The sequence below is a fragment of the Streptomyces sp. NPDC006134 genome (assembly GCF_040628835.1).
GTDB lineage: Bacteria > Actinomycetota > Actinomycetes > Streptomycetales > Streptomycetaceae > Streptomyces.
This window is the reverse complement of the sequence record NZ_JBEXTV010000038.1, coordinates 20,448-40,215: the sequence shown is the minus strand read 5'-3', so window position 1 is coordinate 40,215 and position 19,768 is coordinate 20,448. Positions and strand designations below refer to the sequence as shown.

17 protein-coding genes and 1 pseudogene are annotated in these 19,768 nt (G+C 71.5%); 15 read left to right on the top strand and 3 right to left on the bottom strand.

Annotated elements, in window-relative coordinates; all coding sequences use genetic code 11:
- The first annotated feature begins 57 nt into the window (after positions 1-57).
- The 13 genes from ABZ340_RS23760 (at position 58) to ABZ340_RS23700 (ending at position 15,292) form a co-directional block, all read left to right on the top strand.
- Positions 58-1,518 (top strand): family 43 glycosylhydrolase, encoded by a 1,461-nt coding sequence (locus tag ABZ340_RS23760; protein ID WP_358783821.1) that lies wholly within the window; start codon positions 58-60, stop codon positions 1,516-1,518.
- Positions 1,519-1,668: 150 nt separating this feature from the next.
- Complete coding sequence (locus ABZ340_RS23755) at positions 1,669-2,976, top strand: extracellular solute-binding protein (protein ID WP_358783820.1); 1,308 nt, start codon at positions 1,669-1,671, stop codon at positions 2,974-2,976.
- On the top strand, positions 2,973-3,893 hold the full coding sequence (locus ABZ340_RS23750) for a sugar ABC transporter permease (protein WP_358783819.1): 921 nt from the start codon (positions 2,973-2,975) through the stop codon (positions 3,891-3,893). Before ABZ340_RS23755 ends, ABZ340_RS23750 begins: the two co-directional genes overlap by 4 nt.
- On the top strand, positions 3,890-5,014 hold the full coding sequence (locus ABZ340_RS23745; RefSeq protein ID WP_358783818.1) for an ABC transporter permease subunit: 1,125 nt from the start codon (positions 3,890-3,892) through the stop codon (positions 5,012-5,014). The genes ABZ340_RS23750 and ABZ340_RS23745 overlap by 4 nt, the downstream gene beginning before the upstream one ends.
- Positions 5,011-6,990: a beta-galactosidase gene (locus ABZ340_RS23740; RefSeq protein ID WP_358783817.1), complete on the top strand. Its 1,980-nt coding sequence runs from the start codon at positions 5,011-5,013 to the stop codon at positions 6,988-6,990. Before ABZ340_RS23745 ends, ABZ340_RS23740 begins: the two co-directional genes overlap by 4 nt.
- Positions 6,987-8,054 carry an alcohol dehydrogenase catalytic domain-containing protein gene (locus tag ABZ340_RS23735; RefSeq protein WP_358783816.1) on the top strand — a complete coding sequence of 356 codons (1,068 nt, stop codon included), beginning with the start codon at positions 6,987-6,989 and terminating at the stop codon, positions 8,052-8,054. Before ABZ340_RS23740 ends, ABZ340_RS23735 begins: the two co-directional genes overlap by 4 nt.
- Complete coding sequence (locus ABZ340_RS23730) at positions 8,051-9,256, top strand: mandelate racemase/muconate lactonizing enzyme family protein (protein ID WP_358783815.1); 1,206 nt, start codon at positions 8,051-8,053, stop codon at positions 9,254-9,256. The genes ABZ340_RS23735 and ABZ340_RS23730 overlap by 4 nt, the downstream gene beginning before the upstream one ends.
- Positions 9,247-10,143 (top strand): fumarylacetoacetate hydrolase family protein, encoded by an 897-nt coding sequence (locus ABZ340_RS23725; protein WP_358783814.1) that lies wholly within the window; start codon positions 9,247-9,249, stop codon positions 10,141-10,143. The genes ABZ340_RS23730 and ABZ340_RS23725 overlap by 10 nt, the downstream gene beginning before the upstream one ends.
- On the top strand, positions 10,140-10,934 hold the full coding sequence (locus tag ABZ340_RS23720) for an SDR family oxidoreductase (protein WP_358783813.1): 795 nt from the start codon (positions 10,140-10,142) through the stop codon (positions 10,932-10,934). The genes ABZ340_RS23725 and ABZ340_RS23720 overlap by 4 nt, the downstream gene beginning before the upstream one ends.
- A 93-nt stretch (positions 10,935-11,027) precedes the next feature.
- Entirely contained in the window at positions 11,028-12,086 is a 1,059-nt protein-coding gene (locus ABZ340_RS23715; RefSeq protein WP_358783812.1) for a phosphotransferase, read from the top strand.
- Entirely contained in the window at positions 12,083-13,411 is a 1,329-nt protein-coding gene (eno, locus tag ABZ340_RS23710; protein ID WP_358783811.1) for a phosphopyruvate hydratase, read from the top strand. The genes ABZ340_RS23715 and eno overlap by 4 nt, the downstream gene beginning before the upstream one ends.
- A gap of 16 nt (positions 13,412-13,427) precedes the next feature.
- The gene (locus tag ABZ340_RS23705; protein WP_358783810.1) at positions 13,428-14,207 is read left to right on the top strand and encodes a ThuA domain-containing protein; all 780 of its coding nucleotides are present in this window, start codon (positions 13,428-13,430) and stop codon (positions 14,205-14,207) included.
- A complete protein-coding gene (locus tag ABZ340_RS23700; protein ID WP_358783809.1) occupies positions 14,204-15,292 on the top strand; it encodes a Gfo/Idh/MocA family oxidoreductase in 1,089 nt (362 codons plus the stop codon). The genes ABZ340_RS23705 and ABZ340_RS23700 overlap by 4 nt, the downstream gene beginning before the upstream one ends.
- 161 nt (positions 15,293-15,453) lie before the next feature.
- Here ABZ340_RS23700 and ABZ340_RS23695 read toward each other — a convergent pair.
- Positions 15,454-15,686 (bottom strand): annotated as a pseudogene (locus ABZ340_RS23695) (substrate-binding domain-containing protein); the annotation flags it as partial.
- Between ABZ340_RS23695 and ABZ340_RS23690 the strand changes: the two are divergent.
- Positions 15,636-15,767, top strand: coding sequence for a hypothetical protein (locus ABZ340_RS23690; RefSeq protein WP_358783808.1), 132 nt, complete (start codon positions 15,636-15,638; stop codon positions 15,765-15,767). The pseudogene ABZ340_RS23695 and the gene ABZ340_RS23690 sit on opposite strands and share 51 nt — an antisense overlap.
- 452 nt (positions 15,768-16,219) lie before the next feature.
- Here ABZ340_RS23690 and ABZ340_RS23685 read toward each other — a convergent pair whose 3' ends face one another.
- Together ABZ340_RS23685 and ABZ340_RS23680 are read right to left on the bottom strand one after the other, a co-directional pair.
- Positions 16,220-17,632: a sugar porter family MFS transporter gene (locus tag ABZ340_RS23685; protein WP_358783807.1), complete on the bottom strand. Its 1,413-nt coding sequence runs from the start codon at positions 17,630-17,632 to the stop codon at positions 16,220-16,222.
- The gene (locus ABZ340_RS23680; RefSeq protein WP_358783806.1) at positions 17,625-18,476 is read right to left on the bottom strand and encodes a phytanoyl-CoA dioxygenase family protein; all 852 of its coding nucleotides are present in this window, start codon (positions 18,474-18,476) and stop codon (positions 17,625-17,627) included. The genes ABZ340_RS23685 and ABZ340_RS23680 overlap by 8 nt, the downstream gene beginning before the upstream one ends.
- Positions 18,477-18,602: 126 nt before the next feature.
- On the opposite strand from ABZ340_RS23680, the gene ABZ340_RS23675 reads away from it, so the two are divergent.
- On the top strand, positions 18,603-19,637 hold the full coding sequence (locus tag ABZ340_RS23675; RefSeq protein WP_358783805.1) for a LacI family DNA-binding transcriptional regulator: 1,035 nt from the start codon (positions 18,603-18,605) through the stop codon (positions 19,635-19,637).
- The last annotated feature ends 131 nt before the right edge of the window (positions 19,638-19,768 follow it).

The following is a 19,768-nucleotide window of genomic DNA, read 5'->3' as shown; positions in this document are numbered from 1 at the left end:
TCCTCCGAAAGAAGGAACGACGTGCGCGGATCACCCACACCACCGCCCGCGGGGCCGATGAGACGCCTGCGGACCACCGTCGCCCTGACGGCGAGCGCTCTGCTGGGCGCACTGCTGTATCCCGCGGTCGACGCCGCCGTGACGAGGCCCCCGGACCTGGCCGTCGGTGCGCCGGTCGCGGCGGCGGAGCAGCCCGCCGCGACCGAGATCGCCGTGGAACCGGGGCTCGACTGGCGGGACACCGACGGCAAGCTGATCGAGGCGCACGGCGGAGGCTTCCTCAAGCGGGGCGACACCTACTACTGGTACGGCGAGGACAAGGCCGCCAGCCACAACGGCTTCGCCGGCATCAACGTCTACACCTCGAAGGACCTCAAGCGCTGGACCGCCAAGGGACAGGCGCTGGCGCCCCGGGACGAAGGCGACCTCGGTCCGCAGAACGTCGGCGAGCGACCCAAGGTGCTGTACAACGCCAAGACCGGCAAGTACGTGATGTGGCTGCACATCGACGACCGGGCGACCTACCTCACGGCCCGGGTCGGCGTGGCCGTCGCCGACCGCCCCGAGGGTCCCTACACCTACCGGGGCAGCTTCCGGCCGCTGGAGCGGCAGAGCCGTGACATGACCCTCTTCCAGGACCGCGACGGCAGCGCCTACCTCGTCTTCTCCTCCGCCAACGAGGCGGGCAAGCCCAACTCCCGGCTGCGCATCGCCCAGTTGTCCGACGACTACCTGAGCGTCACCAAGCAGACCCACGCCTTCCCGGAGAACCAGTACCGCGAGGCCCCGGCGGTCGTGCACATCGGCAACACGTACTACATGCTCACCTCCTTCACCACCGGCTGGAGCCCCAACCCGGTCAAATACGCCACCGCGCCTTCCCTGCGCGGACCGTGGAGCGAGTGGAAGCCGCTGGTCGACGACTCGGAGGTGACCTACCGCTCCCAGCCGACCGCCATCCTGGAGATCAACGGCACCCACGGAACGACGCACATGTACCTGGGAGACCGGTGGGTGCCGAGCAAGCTCAACGAGTCGCGGTACGTGTGGCTGCCCCTCCAGCTCGGCGGCCGGAAGGCCCGGATGGAGTGGCACGACCGCTGGTACCTCGACCTGGCGCGGGGTACCTGGCGGCCGGAGACGAACGACACCGGAGCGGTCTTCCAGGCCGAGGCGCGCACCAGCACGGTCAGTGGTGCGGCCCGCTTCCAGCCGTGCGGTGAGGCCCAGTGCGCCCGGGGGCTGGGCAACGGCGACAGCCTGACCATGACCGTGCGCAGCCCGCAGGCCGGCCGCAAGACGCTGAGGCTGTACTACGTCAACGAACACACGGAGATGCGGCGCGGCCACCTCGCCGCGAACGGCGGTGAAGCGGTGGTGCGCAACTTCCCGCCCACCGACGGAAAGGTCCGTTGGCTGGAGGTGACGGTTGCCCTGAAGAAGGGGGCGAACGTCCTCACCCTGGGCAATCCGTCGGAGGGCGCTCCTGATCTGGACTTCGTCACGGTGCAGCCCTGATCCGCGATCCGTCCCGCATACCTATCTGATAGTTAGGCCGACAAGACCTCTCTCAATCCAGGTGAGACCTATTGACCGCCTACTACTTATCAGACAGGCTTCAGGAATCCGGTCGGCGTGCCCGCCACCGTCCACGAGAGGTGATGTCCTATGCCGGTGAACCGCGTCCGCCGTTCCACTGCGCTGCTGCTGGCCGCGGTGACCGTCGCCCTGACGGCGGCCGGCTGTGGCGGCAGCGATTCTGACAACGATGTCGAATCGGGTCCGGTGAAGCTGAGCTTCTGGTCCTGGGTGCCGAACATGGACCGGGTCGTGGACCAGTGGAACAAGGAGCACCCGAAGGTCAGGGTGGAACTCCAGAACATCCCCGCCGGCCCGCAGGGCGGTTACGCCAAGATGTTCTCGGCCGTCAAGGCCGGGAACGCTCCGGACCTGGCGCAGATCGAGACCGACCACCTCGCCTCCTTCCTGCTGGCCGACGGCCTGGAGGACATCACCGAGCAGACGGCGGACGCGCGCGACCGCTTCTCCGACTGGCAGTGGGGACAGGGCGTGTTCGGCGGCAGGACCTACGCCGTCCCCCAGGACAGCGGGCCGATGGGGTTGTTCTACCGCAAGGATCTGTTCGACAAATGGGGCATCGAACCTCCCAAGACCTGGGAGGAGTTCGCGAAGGCCGCCCAGCGCGTGCGGGAGGAGGACCCCAAGGCCCGCATCACGTCCTTCGGCCCCGACGGCACCGCCTGGCTGGCCGGGCTGTCCTGGCAGGCCGGTGCCCGCTGGTTCGGCGCCGAGAAGGACGCCTGGCGGGTCGGTATCGACGACGCCGCCTCCCGCAAGGTGTTCGACTACTGGGGTGATCTGGCCGAGCGCGACCTGCTCGCGATCGAGCCGGCGTTCTCCAGCAGCTGGTACGCACACCTCCAGGACGGCACCGTCGCCACCTGGGTGGCGCCGTACTGGGGTGACACCATCCTGCGCGCCCAGGCGCCCAGGACCGCCGGCAAGTGGCGGGTGGCACCCCTGCCCCAGTGGGAGCCGGGCAGCACGGTTTCCGGCAACTGGGGCGGTTCCACCACCGCCGTGATGAAGGGCACCGACCACGTCGACGCCGCCGCCGACTTCGCGCTCTGGCTCAACTCCGACCCCGGCGCACTGAAGCTGCTCGCTCCGAACGTGGGGTGGCCGGCCGCCAGGAGCGCGGCCGGCGTGTCCGGCACCGGCCGGAACGCCGACTTCTACGGTGGGCAGGACATCGGCAGGGTGTTCTCGGTGATGGACCACGGGGTGTCCAAAGAGTGGAAGTGGGGGCCGACCACCGACGGACTCTACAAGCGCATGCAGGACGGCCTGACCAGGGCCCTGAGCGGCGACGGTGACCTCACCTCCGTGCTCGGGGACATGCAGCGCTCGACGGTCGAGGAGCTGAAGTCCAAGGGCATGGAGGTCGCGCAGTGACCGCACGTGACCCCGCCCGCCGTCGCGGCGGGCGGGCCGGCACCCGGGCGGGAGTGTGGTTCACCGCCCCCTTCACCCTGCTGTTCCTGGTGTTCTTCGCTCTGCCCATCGCCTACGCGGCGTGGCAGTCGCTGTTCACCGAGCGCCACGGTGCCCTCGGTCTCGGCCCCGCCACCACCGTCTTCAGCGGCCTCGACAACTACACCCGCGCTCTGGACGACGCGGCCTTCACGGAAGGACTCGCCAGAGTCCTGCTGTTCACGGCCGTCCAGGTACCGCTCATGACCGGGCTCGCCGCCGTCCTCGCCCTCCTCCTGGACCAGGTACCCCGCTGGGAACGGTTGCTGCGCACCAGCTACTTCCTGCCCTACGGCGTCCCAGGCGTCGTGGCGTCACTGCTGTGGGGCTTCCTGTACGTGCCCGGGCTGAGCCCGATCGTCGACCTGCTGGACACGGCGGGACTGCCCAGCGACCTGTTGGGCGGCGACGCGGTGTTGTGGTCGGTGCTGAACATCGTGGTCTGGGAGTTCGCCGGGTACAACACCCTCGTCGTCGTCGCCGCGCTGAAGTCCGTGCCCGGTGAGCTGTACGAGGCGGCCCGCATCGACGGGGCGGGTCCCTGGCGCACCGCCTGGCACATCAAACTGCCCCTCATCCGCCCCGCGCTGGGCCTGATCAGCGTGTTCAGCATCATCGGCGGCCTGCAACTGTTCAACGAGCCGCTCGTGCTGCGACAGGTGTCCAGCGCGATCACCAACGCCTGGACCCCCAACACCGCCGCCTACACCCAGGCGTTCGACGCCAACAACTACCACCTGGCGGCGGCGCAGTCCGTGATTCTGGCCGGGGTCGCGGCCCTGGCCGCCGGGATCTTCCTGGCGGTCCTCTCCTACCGGGAACGGAGGACCGGCCGATGACCGATCCCCGTGAAACACCGCAGAGGGCCGGGGCGCACGCCGCCCCGGGCGGAGAGCCGGCCGGCAGAGCCCTCACCGGGCCGGGCCCGTCCGCCGGCCGGGAGGACCACGCCGGGCCGACCGGGACCCCGGACCGCGCTCCGGCCGAGCGACCGGCCCCGTCCCGAGGCACCGGACGCGACCGCACGGCCCACGGACAGCCGGCCGCGGACCAAGCCCCGTCGGGGCCGCCCCGTCCGACCCGCCGCCCGGAGTCCCGTCCCGGCCGCTGGCGCCCGGCCAGGACACCGCGCGAGAACGGCTCCCGTCTCGTCCTCGTCGTCCTCCTGATCGCCGCCGCCTACTTCCTGCTGCCGCTCGTGTGGGTGGCGATCGCCGCGACCAAGAGCAGCCCGTCCCTCTTCGGTTCCTTCGGCCTGTGGTTCGACGCACCCCAGCCACTGGAGAACCTGTCCGACCTGTCCTCGCGCGACGACGGGATCTTCTGGCGCTGGCTGGGCAACACCGTCCTCTACGCGGGCGGCGGCGCGGTCGGCGCCACCGTCCTGGCGGGCGCCACGGGCTACGGACTGGCCAAATTCCCCTTCCGGGGCCGGCAGGCCCTGACCCTCGGGCTGCTGGCCGGCACCCTCGTCCCGGTCACTGCGCTGGCGCTGCCGCTGTACCTGCTGTTCAGCGAGGTCGGCTTGGTCGACAACCCTCTCGCCGTGCTGCTGCCCAGCCTCGTCAGCCCCTTCGGGGCGCTGCTGTGCCGGCTCTACGCGCAGTCGTCGGTCCCCGACGAACTGCTGGAGGCGGCCCGCGTGGACGGCGCCGGTGAGCTGCGGATCTTCCTGCGGGTGGCCGCGCGTCTGATGACACCGGCGCTGGTGACCGTCTTCCTCTTCCAGTTCGTCACGATCTGGAACAACTTCTTCCTGCCTCTGGTGGTGCTCTCCTCCCCCGAGCGCTACCCCGTGACCCTCGGCCTGTTCACCTGGTCCACGCAGGCCCGGCTCGACCCGGGTTTGTACTCGGCGACGGTGACCGGGGCCTTCGTCTCCATCGTGCCCGTGGCCGCCGCCGTCGTCGTACTCCAGCGGTTCTGGCGGGGCGGCCTGACCTCCGGGAGCCTGAAGTGACACTCGCCTACGGCGGCGACTACAACCCCGAACAGTGGGATCCAGCGGTCTGGCGCGAGGACATGGCGCTGATGCGCGAGGCCGGCGTCACCTCCGTGACGGTCGGCGTCTTCTCGTGGGCCCGGCTCCAGCCGGAGCCGGACCGCTGGGACTTCGACTGGCTCGACCAGGTGCTGGACCTGCTCCGCGACGCCCGCATCGAGGTGTGCCTGGCCACCGCGACCGCCTCGCCCCCGCCCTGGCTGGCCCGGCTGCGCCCGGACTCGCTGCCGCGGCGCGCGGACGGCAGCGTGCTGTGGCCAGGCGCTCGCCAGCACTACTGCCCCAGCTCACCGGCGTACCGCGAGGCGGCGCTGCGCCTGACCGAGAAGATGGCACAGCGCTACGGAAACCATCCGGCACTGCGCAGCTGGCACATCAACAACGAGTACGGCTGCCACCTCGTGGAATGCTTCTGCGACACTTCCGCCGAGCACTTCCGCACCTGGCTGCGCGACCGGTACGGCGACCTGGACGGCCTCAACTCGGCCTGGTCCACGGCCTTCTGGAGCCAGCGCTACGGCGACTGGGCCGAGGTGCTGCCGCCGCGCACCGCGCCGTACTTCCCCAATCCGGCGCAGCAGCTCGACTGGCGCCGCTTCAGCTCCGACGCGCTGCTGGAGTGCCACAACGCCGAACGGGCCGTCCTGCGCCGGCTGACTCCGGGCGTCCCCACCACGACCAACTTCTTCGGCATCACCGACGCCCTGGACCTGTGGCGGTGGGCCGAGCACCAGGACTTCGTGTCCTTCGACTCCTACCCCGATCCCGCCGACCCGGAGGCCGCCGTGGAAGCGGCGTTCCACTACGACCTGATGCGCTCGCTGGGCGGCGGCCGGCCCTGGACCTTGATGGAACAGGCTCCCGGCCGCCTCAACTGGCGCCGCCGCAACGTGCCCAAGCCGCCCGGTCTGATGCGGCTGTGGAGCCTGCAGGCCGTGGCGCGCGGCGCCGACGCGGTGAACTTTTTCCAGTGGCGTTCCTCCCGGGGCGGTGCGGAGAAGTACCACGAGGGCATGCTGCCGCACGGCGGCACCGACACCCGGGTCTGGCGCGAGGTGCGCGCCCTGGGCGCCGAACTGGCCGGCCTGGCGGACGTGTCCGGCAGCCGGGTGGCCGCCGACGCGGCCGTCGTTCTCGACGTCGAGTCGTGGTGGGCCCTGGAGACGGACTCCCACCCGAGTTGCGACATCCGTCTGCTGGACCAGGTGCGCAGGCACTACCGGCCACTGTGGGAGGCGGGTGTCACCACGGACGTGGTCCACCCCGACCACGACCTGTCCGCCTACCGGCTGGTCGTGGTGCCCAACCTGGTTCTGATGCGGGAGGAGACCGCCGCCCGCCTCGCCGATTACGTGCGCGGTGGGGGGCACCTGGTGATCTCCTTCTTCTCCGGCATCGTCGACGCGTGCGACCGCATCCACGCGGGCGGATACGCCGCCCCGGCGCGGGACCTGCTGGGCGTGCGCATCGAGGAGTTCTGGCCGCTGGCGGACGGCGACACGGTCACGCTGGACCCCTGCAAGGACACCACCGAAGACGTGCGGGGCGGCACGGCCGACCTGTGGTGCGACACACTCCACCCCGCACCCGGGACCGAGGTGCTGCTGAGCTATGCCGACGGTCCGCTGAGCGGACGCGCCGCTGTGACCCGGCACGTGTACGAGCAGGGCAGCGTCACCTACCTGGGCACCCGCCCCGACCGGACGACCATGGACCGGCTGGTGCGGGACGCCGCGGACGCGGCCGGTGCCACCCGTGCCGTGGCCGATCTGCCGTCCGGAGTGGAGGCGGTGCGCCGCGGGGACACCCTGTTCCTGCTCAACCACCGCGACACCCCGGTCACGGTCCAACTGACCACGACCGCCCGCGTCGAACTGGCCGCGCTGGACGGGCTCGTCCTACGCGGCCACTTCACCGATGAGGCCCCGGCGTGAACGCGCGGAGCACCAAAGCGGTCACGTACGCCGTGGAGATCCCGGCCCCCGGCATCGCGCCGCGCCTGGTGCGGCGGCCCCGTCCTGTGCCGACACCGGGCGAGGTCCTCGTACGGTGCCTGGCGGTGGGGGTGTGCGGCAGCGACCTCGACCTGCTGGACGGGACACGGCCGCCCGGCTTCGCCCGCTACCCCGTCATACCGGGCCACGAGATCGCCGCGACCGTGGCCGAGGCGCCGGCCGGTTCCGGACTGCGCCCGGGACAGCATGTCGCCGTCGCCGGGATGCGCTGGTGCGGCAGGTGCGCCCGCTGCGCGGACGGGCAGCAGAACCTGTGCCTGGGCGGGTACGCGGAGCTGGGCTTCACCGAACCCGGCGGCCTGGCCGGACATCTCACCGTACCCCTCACCCAGGTGTATCCGCTGCCGCCCGGCCTCGATCCCCGGGCGGGCGTCCTGCTGGAACCCGCCGCCGTGATGTGCCTGGCCCTCACCGGACTGCCGCCGCTGGCGGGACGCACGGCGGCGGTCGTCGGCGACGGCACCCTGGGCCTGATCGCCGTGCAACTGCTGCGGGCGTACGGCGCCGCGCACATCACCGCCTACGGACGGAGCCCGCGACGCCTGGAGCTGGCCACCGCCTGCGGCGCGGACCGCACGGTCGTCACCGACGGCCGGGAACCAGCCCCCGGCCCCGCTCACGACGTGGTGGTCGAGGCCGCGGGACACCCCGACGCCCTCGCGACCGCCCTGACCACGGCACGCCCCGGCGGCCACGTCGTGCTCACCGGCGTCGCGGGCGCCTGGCCGGCCCTGGAACCGGACCTGCTGGTCGTCCGGCACCTCACGGTGCGCGGCAGCGTCGGTTCCACGCCCGCCTCCTGGCGCCGCGCCGTGGACCTGACCGCCGCCGGACAGCTCCGGCCGCACCTGCTGCTCGGCCCCTGTTTCCCACTCGCCGACACCGCCCGCGCCTACGCCGCGGCCCGCACCGGCGCACCCGGTGACGCGTCCGGTGGCGGGGTCAAGACGGTCATCACCCACCCCCAGGAGGAGCACCTGTGAAGATCCGTTCGATCACCCCGTCGGTGGTGGGCACGCCCTGGCGCGAGCTGACCTTCGTCGAGCTGGAGACGGACGATGGCCTGTGCGGCGTCGGCGAAGTACGCATGGTCAACAAGACCGACACCCTCCTCGCCTGCCTGCGCGAGCTGGGCGAGCGATACGTCCTCGGCAGCGACCCGTTCGACACCGAACTGCTGGCCCAGCGCTTCCAGTGGCAGGAGTACGGACGGGTCGGCGAAGTCGCGCAGTCCGCGCTCGCCGCCTTCGACACCGCCTGCTGGGACCTGAAGGGCAAGGCCCTCGGCGTACCGGTGTGGCGGCTGCTCGGGGGCGCGCTGCGCCGGCGGGTCCCGGCCTACGCCAACGGCTGGTACCGCACCGAGCGCGATCCCTCGGCCATCGCCGAGCTGGCCGCCGGAGTCGTGGCGCGCGGCTACCGGGCACTGAAAATCGACCCGTTCGGAGCCGCCATGGCCGAACTGACCGCCGCCGAACTGCGTACGGCCGTGGCGATCGTCGCCGCCGTGCGCGAACAGGTGGGCGACGACGTGCAGATCATGGTGGAGATGCACGGCCGGTTCATGTCGTCCGCGGCGGTACGGATCGCGCACGCCCTTGAGGAGTACGACCCGGAGTGGCTCGAGGAGCCGACCCCGCCGTACCACGCGGGCTCCCTGCGGCAGGTGCGCGCCCACACCTCGCTGCCCCTGGCCACGGGCGAGAGGGCGCACACCTTCGCCGACCTGCGGGAGATCGTCGAGGAAGGCCTCGCGGACGTCGTCCAGGCGGACCTCACCCACTTCGGAGGCATCACGGGGCTGCACAAACTCGCCGGCTGGACCGCCGCGTACGACCGGCTGCTCGCCCCGCACAATGTGTGCGGTCCCGTGGGCACGGCGGCCACGCTCCACCTGTGCGCCGCCACTCCCGGAGTGAAGATCCTGGAACACTTCAACGACTTCGCCGACCCCTGGGTGTCCGAGCTGGTCGATGCCGCACCGGCCGTGGACCCCGCCGACGGATGCTTCGCCGTCGACGACCGCCCAGGCCTGGGGCTGACCCTGGACCGCGCTGCCTGCCGGGCCCACCCCCGCACCCGCACCCATTTCGATCTGTTCACCCCGGGCTGGGAACAGCGCTCCCCGCACCGGCCGGCCCCCGGACACACCACCGGGACCGCGGAGGAGACCGCATGCGCCTGATGAGAATCGGTCCGGCCGGGCAGGAGCGCCCCGCCGTGGCCCTCGACGACCGGACGGCGGTGGACGTGTCCCACCTGACCGGCGCGGACATCGACACGGGCTTCCTGGCCGGGGACGGCATCTCCCGGCTGCGCGCGCGACTGGCCCCCGAGGCCCTGACGGACCGTGAGGGGACCGCGCTGCCCCGCGTGGACCTGCGGCACGTCCGCACGGGACCGCCGGTGGCCCGCCCCGGGAAGATCGTGTGCGTCGGCCTCAACTACCGCACCCACGCGGCCGAAGGCGGCATGGCCGTCCCCGACGAGCCGGTGCTGTTCCTGAAGACGTCCGCCACCGTCAACGGCCCCCACGACCCGGTACTGATCCCGCCGGGCAGCCGGAAGACGGACTACGAAGCGGAACTGGCCGTCGTCATCGGACGCACCGCCCGCTACCTGGGTCCCACCACCGACCCCCTCTCGTACGTGGCCGGATACACGCTCTGCGACGACGTGTCCGAACGCGCCTACCAACTGGAGCGCGGCGGCCAGTGGGACAAGGGCAAGAATTGCGAGACCTTCACCCCGCTCGGCCCCTGGCTCGTCACCCCTGACGAGCTGCCCGGACCGCAGGACATCGAGCTGCGCCTGACGGTCAACGGCGAGCTGCGGCAGAAGGCGTCCACCGCCGACATGATCTTCCCGGTCGCCGAGATCATCCGGTACGTCAGCCAGTTCATGGTCCTGGAACCGGGTGACGTCATCACCACCGGCACGCCCCACGGAGTGGCGCTCGGGATGGACCCGCCCCGCTACCTGAGGCCGGGCGACACCGTGGAACTCACCGGCACCGCACTGGGGTGCCAGCGGCACCGCTTCGAGGCCGCCCTCATGGAGGAAACGCGATGACGAGCGCACCCTCCTCGACGCCCCGATACGGCGGTCGACCCGAACCACTCGGGGCGGAGTTCGCCGGCCAGACCGTCGCCGTGATCGGCGCCGGGTCCGGCATCGGCGCGGCGACAGCGGCGCTCCTGGCCGACCGAGGCGCGCGGGTCGCCTGTGTAGACCTCAACAGCCCGGCCGTGGCACGTACCGCCGCCGCCCTGCCGAACGCGCTCGCCCTGACGGCGGACGTCACCGCTCCCGACACGGTGGACGCCGCGTTCGACGCCGCGGTACAGGCGGGCGGACAACTGCACGCCGTAGTCAACTGCGCAGGCGTGCAGGGAGAGTTGGGTGTCCCCAGTCACGAGGTGGACCTCGGCCGCTTCGAGGCCGCCGTGCGCACCAACCTGCTGGGCGCGCTGGTGGTGACCCGGGCGGCCGTCACCCGCATGCTCCCGCACGGCTACGGGCGCATCGCCCACGTCGCCTCCATCGCCGGAAAGGAGGGCAACCCGAACATGGTCGCCTACTCGGCCTCCAAGGCCGGGGTGATCGGCATGGTCAAAGCCCAGGGCAAGGAGTACGCGCGCACCGGCATCACCGTCAACGCCCTGGCACCCGCCGTGATCCGCACCCCCTTCCTCGACTCCCAACCCGATGAGGTGGTGCGGTACATGACCGCGAAGATCCCGATGGGACGCACCGGCACCCTGCCGGAAGCGGCCTCCATGCTCGCGTTCATGGTCTCCTCCGCGTGCGCCTTCACCACCGGATTCTGCTTCGACCTGTCCGGCGGCCGCGCCACCTACTGACCCCGCACCGCGGGGCCTGTCCCGCCTTCCCGCACGGCCCCGTGGTGCGTTCCACCCCCCCTCTGCGACGGCTTCGGCCGGAAGGAGTACGCCATGCACCGGACCGGCACGAGTCCGGCCAGGGAGGACGATCTCCTGGACACCTCGACCGTCGGAGACCATCTGGCCCGGCGCGGTCTGGTGGCCGACCCTGCGGACGTACGGGCGAGCGTACTGGGCGGCGGCGTCTCCAACATCGTCCTGTCCTGCCACGTCCCGAAAGGCCGGCTGCTGGTCAAACAGTCCCTGGGCCGCCTGCGCGTCGCCGACACCTGGCTCGCCCCGCGCACCCGCATCGTCAGCGAGGCACGCGCCCTGGAAATCACCCGCACACTCACCCCCACCGCCGTGCCGGCCGTCATCGACCTGGACGAGATCCGGTGCGTGCTGGTGACCGAGCACGCGCCCGCCGGATGGCGGGACTGGAAGACGAACCTGCTGAGCGGCACCATGGACCCCCGGGTGGCCGCACACGTGGGCACCGCCTGCGGACACTGGCACACCGCGACACGAGCCGGCGGCCCCGCCGAGAAGGCCGCCCACGCCCTCGGACACGACGCCTTCGCCGCCCTGCGCCTGGACCCCTACCACCGCACGGTCGCTGAACGGCGGCCGGAGTGGGCCCGGCTGCTCGCCCCGTACACCGACGAGCTGACGAAGCGCCACCTGTGCCTGACGCACGGCGACCTTTCCCCGAAGAATGTCCTGACCGGTGGCGGGACGTGGATCATCGACCACGAGGTGGCCCACTACGGGGACCCGAACTTCGACCTGGCCTTCCTCCTGCACCACCTGCTCCTGAAGTCCGTACACCTGCCCGGCCGGGCCGACGCCGCACGCGCCTGCGCCGAAGCCTTCTGGGCGGCGTACACCGACCGGGCAGGCCCCGCCGACGGCCGCCGTGTCGGAGGGCACACGGGCGCGCTGCTCCTGGCCCGCACGGACGGCCGGTCGCCCGCGGAGTACCTCACCGAGGCCGGCCGCACGACGGCCCGTCGGCTCGGGGTGTCCCTGCTGGAGGACCCACCGCCTGGGCCCGGCGGACTCTGGGCGCGCCACGAACAGCTCGCGGACCGGGCCCGTCGGCGAGACAGCGAAGGGAAGACGTCATGAGCGGCACAGCGATCACCGAGATCCACGCGTGGGAGGGCCTGGACTCCCGCGGCAACCCCACCGTCGGCTGCCGCGTCACCCTCTCCGGTGGCGCACAGGGGCGGGCGCACGTCCCGTCCGGGGCCTCCACCGGCAGCCACGAAGCACACGAACTGCGGGACGGCGACCCCGGCCGCTACGCCGGCCGCGGGGTGCGCCGCGCGGTGGACCACGTCCGTACGGAACTGGCCGACGCGGCACGCGGACTTGACGCGACCGACATCCACACCGTCGACGCCGTGCTGGAGGAAGCCGACGGCACCCCGGATCTCGGGTGGCTCGGGGCCAACGCCGTCCTCGCTGTGTCCGTCGCCGCCGCGCTCGCGGGTGCGGCGGGCCAGGGGCTGCCGCTGTACCGCGCGCTCGCCGGCGAGGAACCGGTCCGGCTTCCGCTGCCCATGGTCAACATCGTCTCCGGAGGCGCGCACGCGGCGGGGCTGATCGACGTCCAGGACATCCTCGTCGTCCCCCTGGCGGCGGAGTCGTTCACCGAGGCCGTGCGGTGGGCGGCGGACATCCGCCAAAAGGCGGTCGAGCGGCTCACCAAGGAAGGTCACAACACCGCGCTGGTGGCCGACGAAGGAGGCCTGGCGGCACCCCTGCCCGGCAACGAGGACGCCCTGCGCCTGGTCACCCGCGCCATCGAGGACGCCGGGCTGGTGCCGGGGGAGCAGGTGGGCCTCGCCGTGGACTTCGCGGCCAACACGCTGGCGGCAGAAGGCGGATACACACTCCGGCGCGAAGCACGCCGCTTCACGCCGGACGCCTGGATCGACCAACTGGCGCAGTGGTGCGCTCGGTACCCGGTGGTGTCCCTGGAGGACCCGCTGTCCGAGGACGACTGGAGCGGCTGGGGCGCCGCGCGGGAACGGCTCGGCAAGGGCCGGCAGTTGCTCGGCGACGACCTGTTCGTCACCGACCGGGCCAGACTCGCCCGTGGGATCGACGAACAGTGTGCGAACGCGGTCCTGGTAAAGCCCAACCAGACCGGCACGCTCAGCCGGGCCGCGCGCGTCGTGGCACAAGCCCGCGCCGCCGGGTTCGCCACGGTGGTGTCCGCGCGCAGCGGCGAGAGCGAGGACCACTGGATCGCCGACCTGGCCGTGGGCTGGGGCGCGGACCAGATCAAGGTCGGCTCGACCACGCGCTCGGAACGCACCGCGAAATGGAACCGTCTGATGGAGATCGAGTCGGACCCTCGGATCGCGTCGAGCTACGCCGGCGCCGCCGGACTCCTCGCGCGCCGCGACACGGCCGCCACCGATGCTCCCGCCCACCCCGAGTGAAAGGCAGAAGGCAGGTATGACCGGCATACACGCGACTCCGCTCCGCGTCACCGTCTGGGGCGAGAACCGCCACGAGCGGACCGAGCAACACGTGGCCGCGATCTACCCCCAGGGGATGCACACGACGATCGCCGAAGGCATCGCCGAGCACCTCGGTGACACCTGCACGGTGCGCACCGCCACCCTCGACGCCCCCGAGCACGGCCTGACCGAGGAGGTGCTCGCCCACACCGACGTCCTGACCTGGTGGGGGCACGCGGCACATGACGAGGTGTCCGACGAGGTCGTCGAGCGGGTCCACCGGCATGTGCTGTCCGGGATGGGCCTGGTGGTGCTGCACTCCGGGCACTGGTCGAAGATCTTCACCAGGCTCATGGGCACCACGTGCACGCTGCGCTGGCACAGTGAACGGGACCGGGAACTGGTGTGGACGGTCGACCCGACGCACCCGATAGCCCGTGGGGTGCCGCACCCGATCGTCATCGACGAGCAGGAGATGTACGGGGAGTTCTTCGACATTCCCGCCCCGGATGAGCTCGTCTTCGTCAGCTCGTTCTCCAGCGGCGAGGTGTTCCGCAGCGGCTGTACCTTCCGCCGTGGCCACGGCAGGATCTTCTACTTCAGTCCCGGGGACCAGGACTACCCCGTCTACCACCACCAGGACGTCCGCCGCGTGATCGCCAACGGCGTCGTGTGGGCGCGTACCGACAGGCCCGGACGCTCCTTGCCGGAGCTGCTGCACACCGAGAGCGGCGTCGCCCCGGGCGGCTCGACGACCGAGGAGCCACTGGCATGACATGGCACCTGATCCCCTGCGGACCGCAGGACCCGCTGCGTGTGGTGGTGGTCGGTGCAGGCGGAATGGGCCGCGCGTGGCTGGCCGCGGTCACCGCCTCGCCGGAGGCCGAACTCGTCGGTGTCGTGGACCTCGACCTGGAAGCCGCGCGGCGGGCGACGGCCGACCTCGGTCGTCTGGACCTCCCGCTCGGCACCGATGTCGTCACGCTGGCCGCCGAAGCCGGCGCGCAGGCGGTGATCAACGTGACGGTCCCGGCGGCACATCACTCGGTCACCACCGCCGCGCTCTTCGCCGGCCTGCCGGTACTCGGCGAGAAACCCGCCGCCGACACCATGGCCCGTGCGCTGTCCCTCGCCGCGGCGTCGGAGGCGAGCGGCCATCTGTTCATGGTGAGCCAGTCACGACGGTGGAACCCCCACCTGTTCGCCCTCCGTGACATGGTGAAAGAACTCGGTGCGATCGGGACGCTGACCACCGACTTCTTCAGAGCCCCGCACTTCGGCGGATTTCGCGAGGAAATGCCGTACCCACTGCTGGCCGACATGGCGATCCACGCCTTCGACTCCGCCCGCTTCCTGCTGGACGCGGACCCGGTCGCGGTCCACTGCAGCGCGTACAACCCGAAGTGGAGCTGGTACGACGGTGACGCGGCGGCCACCGCCGTCTTCGAGATGGAGGGTGACGTCCGGTACGTGTACAACGGCAGCTGGTGCAGCCCGGGTGCCGAGACGTCGTGGAATGGCTCGTGGCGTGTCAGCGGTGAAAAGGGCTCGGCGCTGTGGGACGGCGAGAACGAGCCGGTGCTGGTGGCCGATGTGCGGCCGGCCGAGCGGCCCCGCTCGCCGTACTCCGACATTGCCGGTTCACTGCACGCCTTCGTCGAGGCGCTGCGGACCGGTGCCGCCCCCATGGGCGAGGTGCACGAGAACGTCATGAGCCTGGTCATGGTCGAAGCCTCGGTCCAGTCGGCCAGGACCGGGCAGCGGGTGCTCGTCGACGAGGTGCTCCAGCAGGCACATGCGGCGGCAGTACGGGCGGAAACCCGCCCCGAGGTGCGAGAGGTCCTCCTGGGCCGCCGGTAGACGCCAGGCCGCCCATGTGACAGGGGCGCCCGGCCCCAGACCGTCCAGTACAGTGACCGTCGTCGGATGAACCCTTCACGCCGAACCGAGCGTGCTCTCCCGCTTCTCCGACCGGCGCCCCGGCCGGATCGCCGGCCCTGCTGCTTGCGGCCGTGCGGCTGCGCCAGGAGCGAATCCACCGCCGTACGGGCGATCGCCGCCTTGTCGGATGAGACGGAGACCAGGGTCACCGTCCCGAACCGTGCCTCGGCCACGTCGTCGAAGCCCACCACCGCGACGTCCTCCGGCACTTCGGCCCGCGTTCGGACAAGACGCGCAACGCTCCGATCGCGATGATGCGGTTGTGGGTGAACACGGCATCCGGACGCTGACCGGAGTTCAGACCGGCGGCGGCCCGGACCACTCCACCCTCACCGCGGTCTTCTCCGCCTGCAAGGCGGCCTTCACTCGGTTCCGGCTGCGCCTGGCCGCATGATCGCCTCTCCTTGATGCCTTGAGGCGCCCGGGGCCGGACCGAGGGCCGGACGGTGCGACGCCGGCTGGACCACCACCTGCTGCGCGCCGTGGGGCCCTGCTCTTCGTGGCGCCGACCGTGCTGTCCGTCCTCACCCTGTTCCGGCTGGCGTTCGCGATCCCTCTGATGCGCAATTCCTTCGACGCGGTGCCCTGCCGGCCGGAGAAGGCCGCGCGCGTGGACGGCGCGTCCCCCGCCGCTGCTGCGCACCGTGATCCTTCCCGTCGTCCGGCCGGGCATCGGCACCGTCGCCCTGTTCGCCTTCACCAGCTCCTGGAACGAGTTCCTCGCCCCGCCGGTCTTCCTGGCCCTGCAGCGGTACTACGTGACCGGCCTCGTCGCCGGAGCCGGTCACGCCGTGAACGCCGTCCCGGCGAGCCCTTCCCACAGGTGGCCTCGCCGGGACGGCGCCGTCAGTGCGGGTCGGCGAGGTTGCGCCGCAGTGAACCGGGTGCGCGCAGAGCCCGTTCGATGTCCTCCAGTGGCCTGTTGCGGGTCTCGGGCACCTTCAGCGCCACGAAGAGCACGCAGAGCACATTGAGGGCCGCGTAGAGGAAGAACGTGCCCGACCGGCCCACCGCGCTGATCAAGCTGAGTGCGGTGACCGCGATCAGCAGGTCGAAGCCCCAGACCGTCAGCGTGGCGAGACTGGTCGCCGGGCCGCGCACACTGAGCGGGAGGATCTCCGGGGCGATCAGCCACACCACGGACTGCATGCCGATGCCGTTGCACAGGATGTACGCGAACAGGGCGATGACCACGATCCAGTGCTGCGCGGGCGAGCTGTCCATGAGGAAGGCGAGACCCAGCACGGCCATGGACAGGCCCGACAGCGGGATGAACCAGAGCATGGTCCTGCGGCGGCCGATGGCGTCCACCGCGAGGGCCCCGGTGATGCCCGCGACGACGAGCATCGTTCCGATCCCGATGCCCGTCACCAGCGCGACCGACTGCCCGAAGCCCGCGTCGGACAGGATCGTCGGGGCGTAGTAGACGATCGCGTTGATGCCGGTCAGCTGGGAGAAGGCGGCCACGCCGAGCGCGACGACCAGGGCGGGGCGCAGCCAGGGCTGCAGAAGCGCCCGGCCGTCCTGGCGCGGGGTCGCCGCCGAGATCTCGCGGATGGCGGCGATCTCGCCGCCGATGTCGGCCCCCTGGAGCCGCAGCCGTGACAGGACCGCGTGGGCCGCTGTGGTGTGCCCCTGCTCGACCAGCCAGCGCGGGCTCTCCGGCAGCCGGGTCATACCGACGGCCAGGACCGCCGCGGGGATCACGGCCAGGCCGAACATCACGCGCCAGCCGCCGCTGCCGGCCAGAAGCCAGCCGCACAGGTAGGCGATCAGCTGGCCGATGGCCACCATCAGCTGGAAGAGCACCATCAGCCGGCCACGGATGGCGGGTGGCGCGACTTCGGCGATGTACACGGGCACCATATTCGACGCGCCGCCCACGGCGAGACCGAGGACGAGGCGCGCCGCGATCAGTGTGGAGGTGTCGGGGGCCACCGCAGCGCCGAGCGCGCCCACCGCGAAGATCACCGCGACCCACAGCACCACCCGGCGCCTGCCGAGCCTGCCGGCCAGCCGTCCGGAGACCAGGGCCCCCGTCATGGCCCCCACGAGGATGACGCTGACGACGATCTCCTGGCCCCGTGAGGACAGGTGAAGGTCCTCCCGGAGGTACAGCAGCGCGCCGGAGATGATGCCCGTGTCGTAACCGAACAGGAGACCGCCCAGGGCGGAGACGGCCGCCACCGCGTAGACCTGGGCCGGTTGGCGGACCCGCTCATGCGCGGCCGGCGCCGCGACGGTGGTGGTCTCAGGCATCGCCCATGACCAGGCCCTCGATGGTGTGCTTCTGCGTCACCGGCGCCAGTTCGTCCACTATCGGGCAGTCGAGGTGCTCACGGACGCGCTCCGGCAGGGAGTCCCAGAAGGCCCGGGTGACCGCCGTGTCGTGCCGGTCGCCGTTGTGCGACTCGGGACCGTCGACGCCGAGGACCAGGACGGGCCGGGACTTGGCGGACTCGTTCCTGGTGCCGCGGTGGATGGTCAGAGCGGTGCGGCAGGAGATGTCGCCGCGCTTGGGGTACTTGCGCACGGCGAGTTCCTCGTAGCGGCCGTAGTGCGACTTCGGCGGGAACATGCCGTGGCCGAATTCCGGGCTGTCGTCCCACTGGGTGCCCGGCGCGATCTCGAAGGGACCCATGTCCTCCATGGTGTCCACGCCGGTGACATTGAAGGCGAGCGAGGTCAGGCGGCCCTCGCGCCGGGTCTCCTCGGGCATGGGGAAGTCACGGTGCCAGGGCTGGTTGACCGCGCCCTCCAGCGGGACGTCGAAACCCAGCTCCACGATGCGGTAGTCCGGGCCGAGGACAGCGGTGCACAGGGACCGGACCCAGGGGTGGTCGACCAGGTCCACGAAGCCCCGGAGCTGCTCGGGGTGGATCTCGACGTAGTAGCGGTTCGGGCCGCGTCCCACCGTGCCGCCCGGCCGGGTGCGCGCCTCGGCGAACGCCTTCTCGATGTCCTCGCGCAGCCGGTCGGCCCACTCCGGAGTGAAGGCGCCCTTCCGTGCCGTGATGCCGTCCGTGTACAGAGCCTCCACGTCGGCCGACACATCGACATCCAGAGAGTCGGGCGAGATGCCGGGATAGGCGTGCGTGGTCATGTGCGCCTCCTTGCGCTGTGATGGCTTCACCTCATGCTGCAACGTTGCATGCAACGTTGCAATACCTTTCGGGCGCCCTTTCGATGTTCTTGGTCCGTTGCTGCTCCGCGTGCCAAGATGACCAGCGTGAGCAGTCGCCTGAAGGACGTGGCAGCCCTGGCCGGGGTGTCGATACGCACCGTCTCCAACGTCGTCAGCGGTACCGGAGCCGTCGCGGAGGAGACGCGGGCGCGCGTCCAGGCGGCCTTGGACGAGCTGGGCTACCGCCCGAACCTGGCCGCCCGCAACCTCAGGGCCGGCCGGACCGGCCTGATCGGTCTGGTCATCCCCGAGTTGCACTCCCCGTACTTCGCGGACCTGGCGGGTCTGATCGTCGCGGCGGCCCAGCAGCGTTCGTGGACGGTGGTCATCGACCAGACCTTCGGTGACGACGAGGCGGAGCGGCGGCTCCTGGAGGGGACCGGGGGCCGGATGGTCGACGGGCTCATCATCAGCCCGTGGTCACTGCGCCCCGGCGAACTCACCGCCCGCGCCCGCGACATCCCGGTGGTCCTCCTGGGCGAGCAGGCCGCGCGAGGGCTGGCGGACCGCGTTGCCGTGGACAGCGTCCTCGCGGCCGACGAGGCGACCACCCATCTGCTGGAGACCGGGCGCCGGCGTATCGCGGCGATCGGGGTGCAGCCGCACCTGCACAACGACACGGCCCGGCAGCGCCTGGAGGGCTACCACCGTGCGCTGGAGCGCGTCGGGCTGCCGCGCGACGCGGCACTCGAACTGCCGGTACGGGCACTGCATCGCGAGGACGGAGCCCTCGCGATGACCGCACTGCTGGACTCCGGAGCGCGGCCCGACGCCGTCTTCGCCTTCACCGACGAACTCGCGCTCGGTGCCCTCCACGTGGCCCACGAGAGGGGACTGCGGGTCCCCGAGGACCTTGCCATCGCCGGGTTCGACGGCATCGAAGACGGCCGGTACGCGTACCCGCCGCTCACCACCATCGTCCCCGACAAGAGGCAGATCGCCGAACGTGCCCTGCAGTGCCTGGCGGACCGCATCTACAGCCCGGCCGCGCAGGTGCCGCCCCTGGACGTGGTGGTGCCGCACCACCTCGACGTCCGCGGCAGCACACGCGCGGTCGCGCGCCCGGCGCACGGAGAGTGACGTCACGGCGTACGCCGGTTTCCGCCGGCCTCCCGGCCGAGCGAGCCGCATCTGCCGCCCAGCAGGCGGGGTCGTGTCCAGCGGCAGGCAGTCCGGGGCCGGTGACGGTCTCCACGAGACTGGCGGGCGGC

Coding starts and splice junctions, on each gene's coding strand:
- ABZ340_RS23685 (WP_358783807.1), bottom strand. CDS start 17,632: ATGCCTGAGACCACCACCGTCGCGGCGCCGGCCGCGCATGAGCGGGTC.
- eno (WP_358783811.1), top strand. CDS start 12,083: ATGAGCGGCACAGCGATCACCGAGATCCACGCGTGGGAGGGCCTGGAC.
- ABZ340_RS23680 (WP_358783806.1), bottom strand. CDS start 18,476: ATGACCACGCACGCCTATCCCGGCATCTCGCCCGACTCTCTGGATGTC.
- ABZ340_RS23700 (WP_358783809.1), top strand. CDS start 14,204: ATGACATGGCACCTGATCCCCTGCGGACCGCAGGACCCGCTGCGTGTG.
- ABZ340_RS23720 (WP_358783813.1), top strand. CDS start 10,140: ATGACGAGCGCACCCTCCTCGACGCCCCGATACGGCGGTCGACCCGAA.
- ABZ340_RS23725 (WP_358783814.1), top strand. CDS start 9,247: ATGCGCCTGATGAGAATCGGTCCGGCCGGGCAGGAGCGCCCCGCCGTG.
- ABZ340_RS23715 (WP_358783812.1), top strand. CDS start 11,028: ATGCACCGGACCGGCACGAGTCCGGCCAGGGAGGACGATCTCCTGGAC.
- ABZ340_RS23705 (WP_358783810.1), top strand. CDS start 13,428: ATGACCGGCATACACGCGACTCCGCTCCGCGTCACCGTCTGGGGCGAG.
- ABZ340_RS23755 (WP_358783820.1), top strand. CDS start 1,669: ATGCCGGTGAACCGCGTCCGCCGTTCCACTGCGCTGCTGCTGGCCGCG.
- ABZ340_RS23760 (WP_358783821.1), top strand. CDS start 58: ATGAGACGCCTGCGGACCACCGTCGCCCTGACGGCGAGCGCTCTGCTG.
- ABZ340_RS23745 (WP_358783818.1), top strand. CDS start 3,890: ATGACCGATCCCCGTGAAACACCGCAGAGGGCCGGGGCGCACGCCGCC.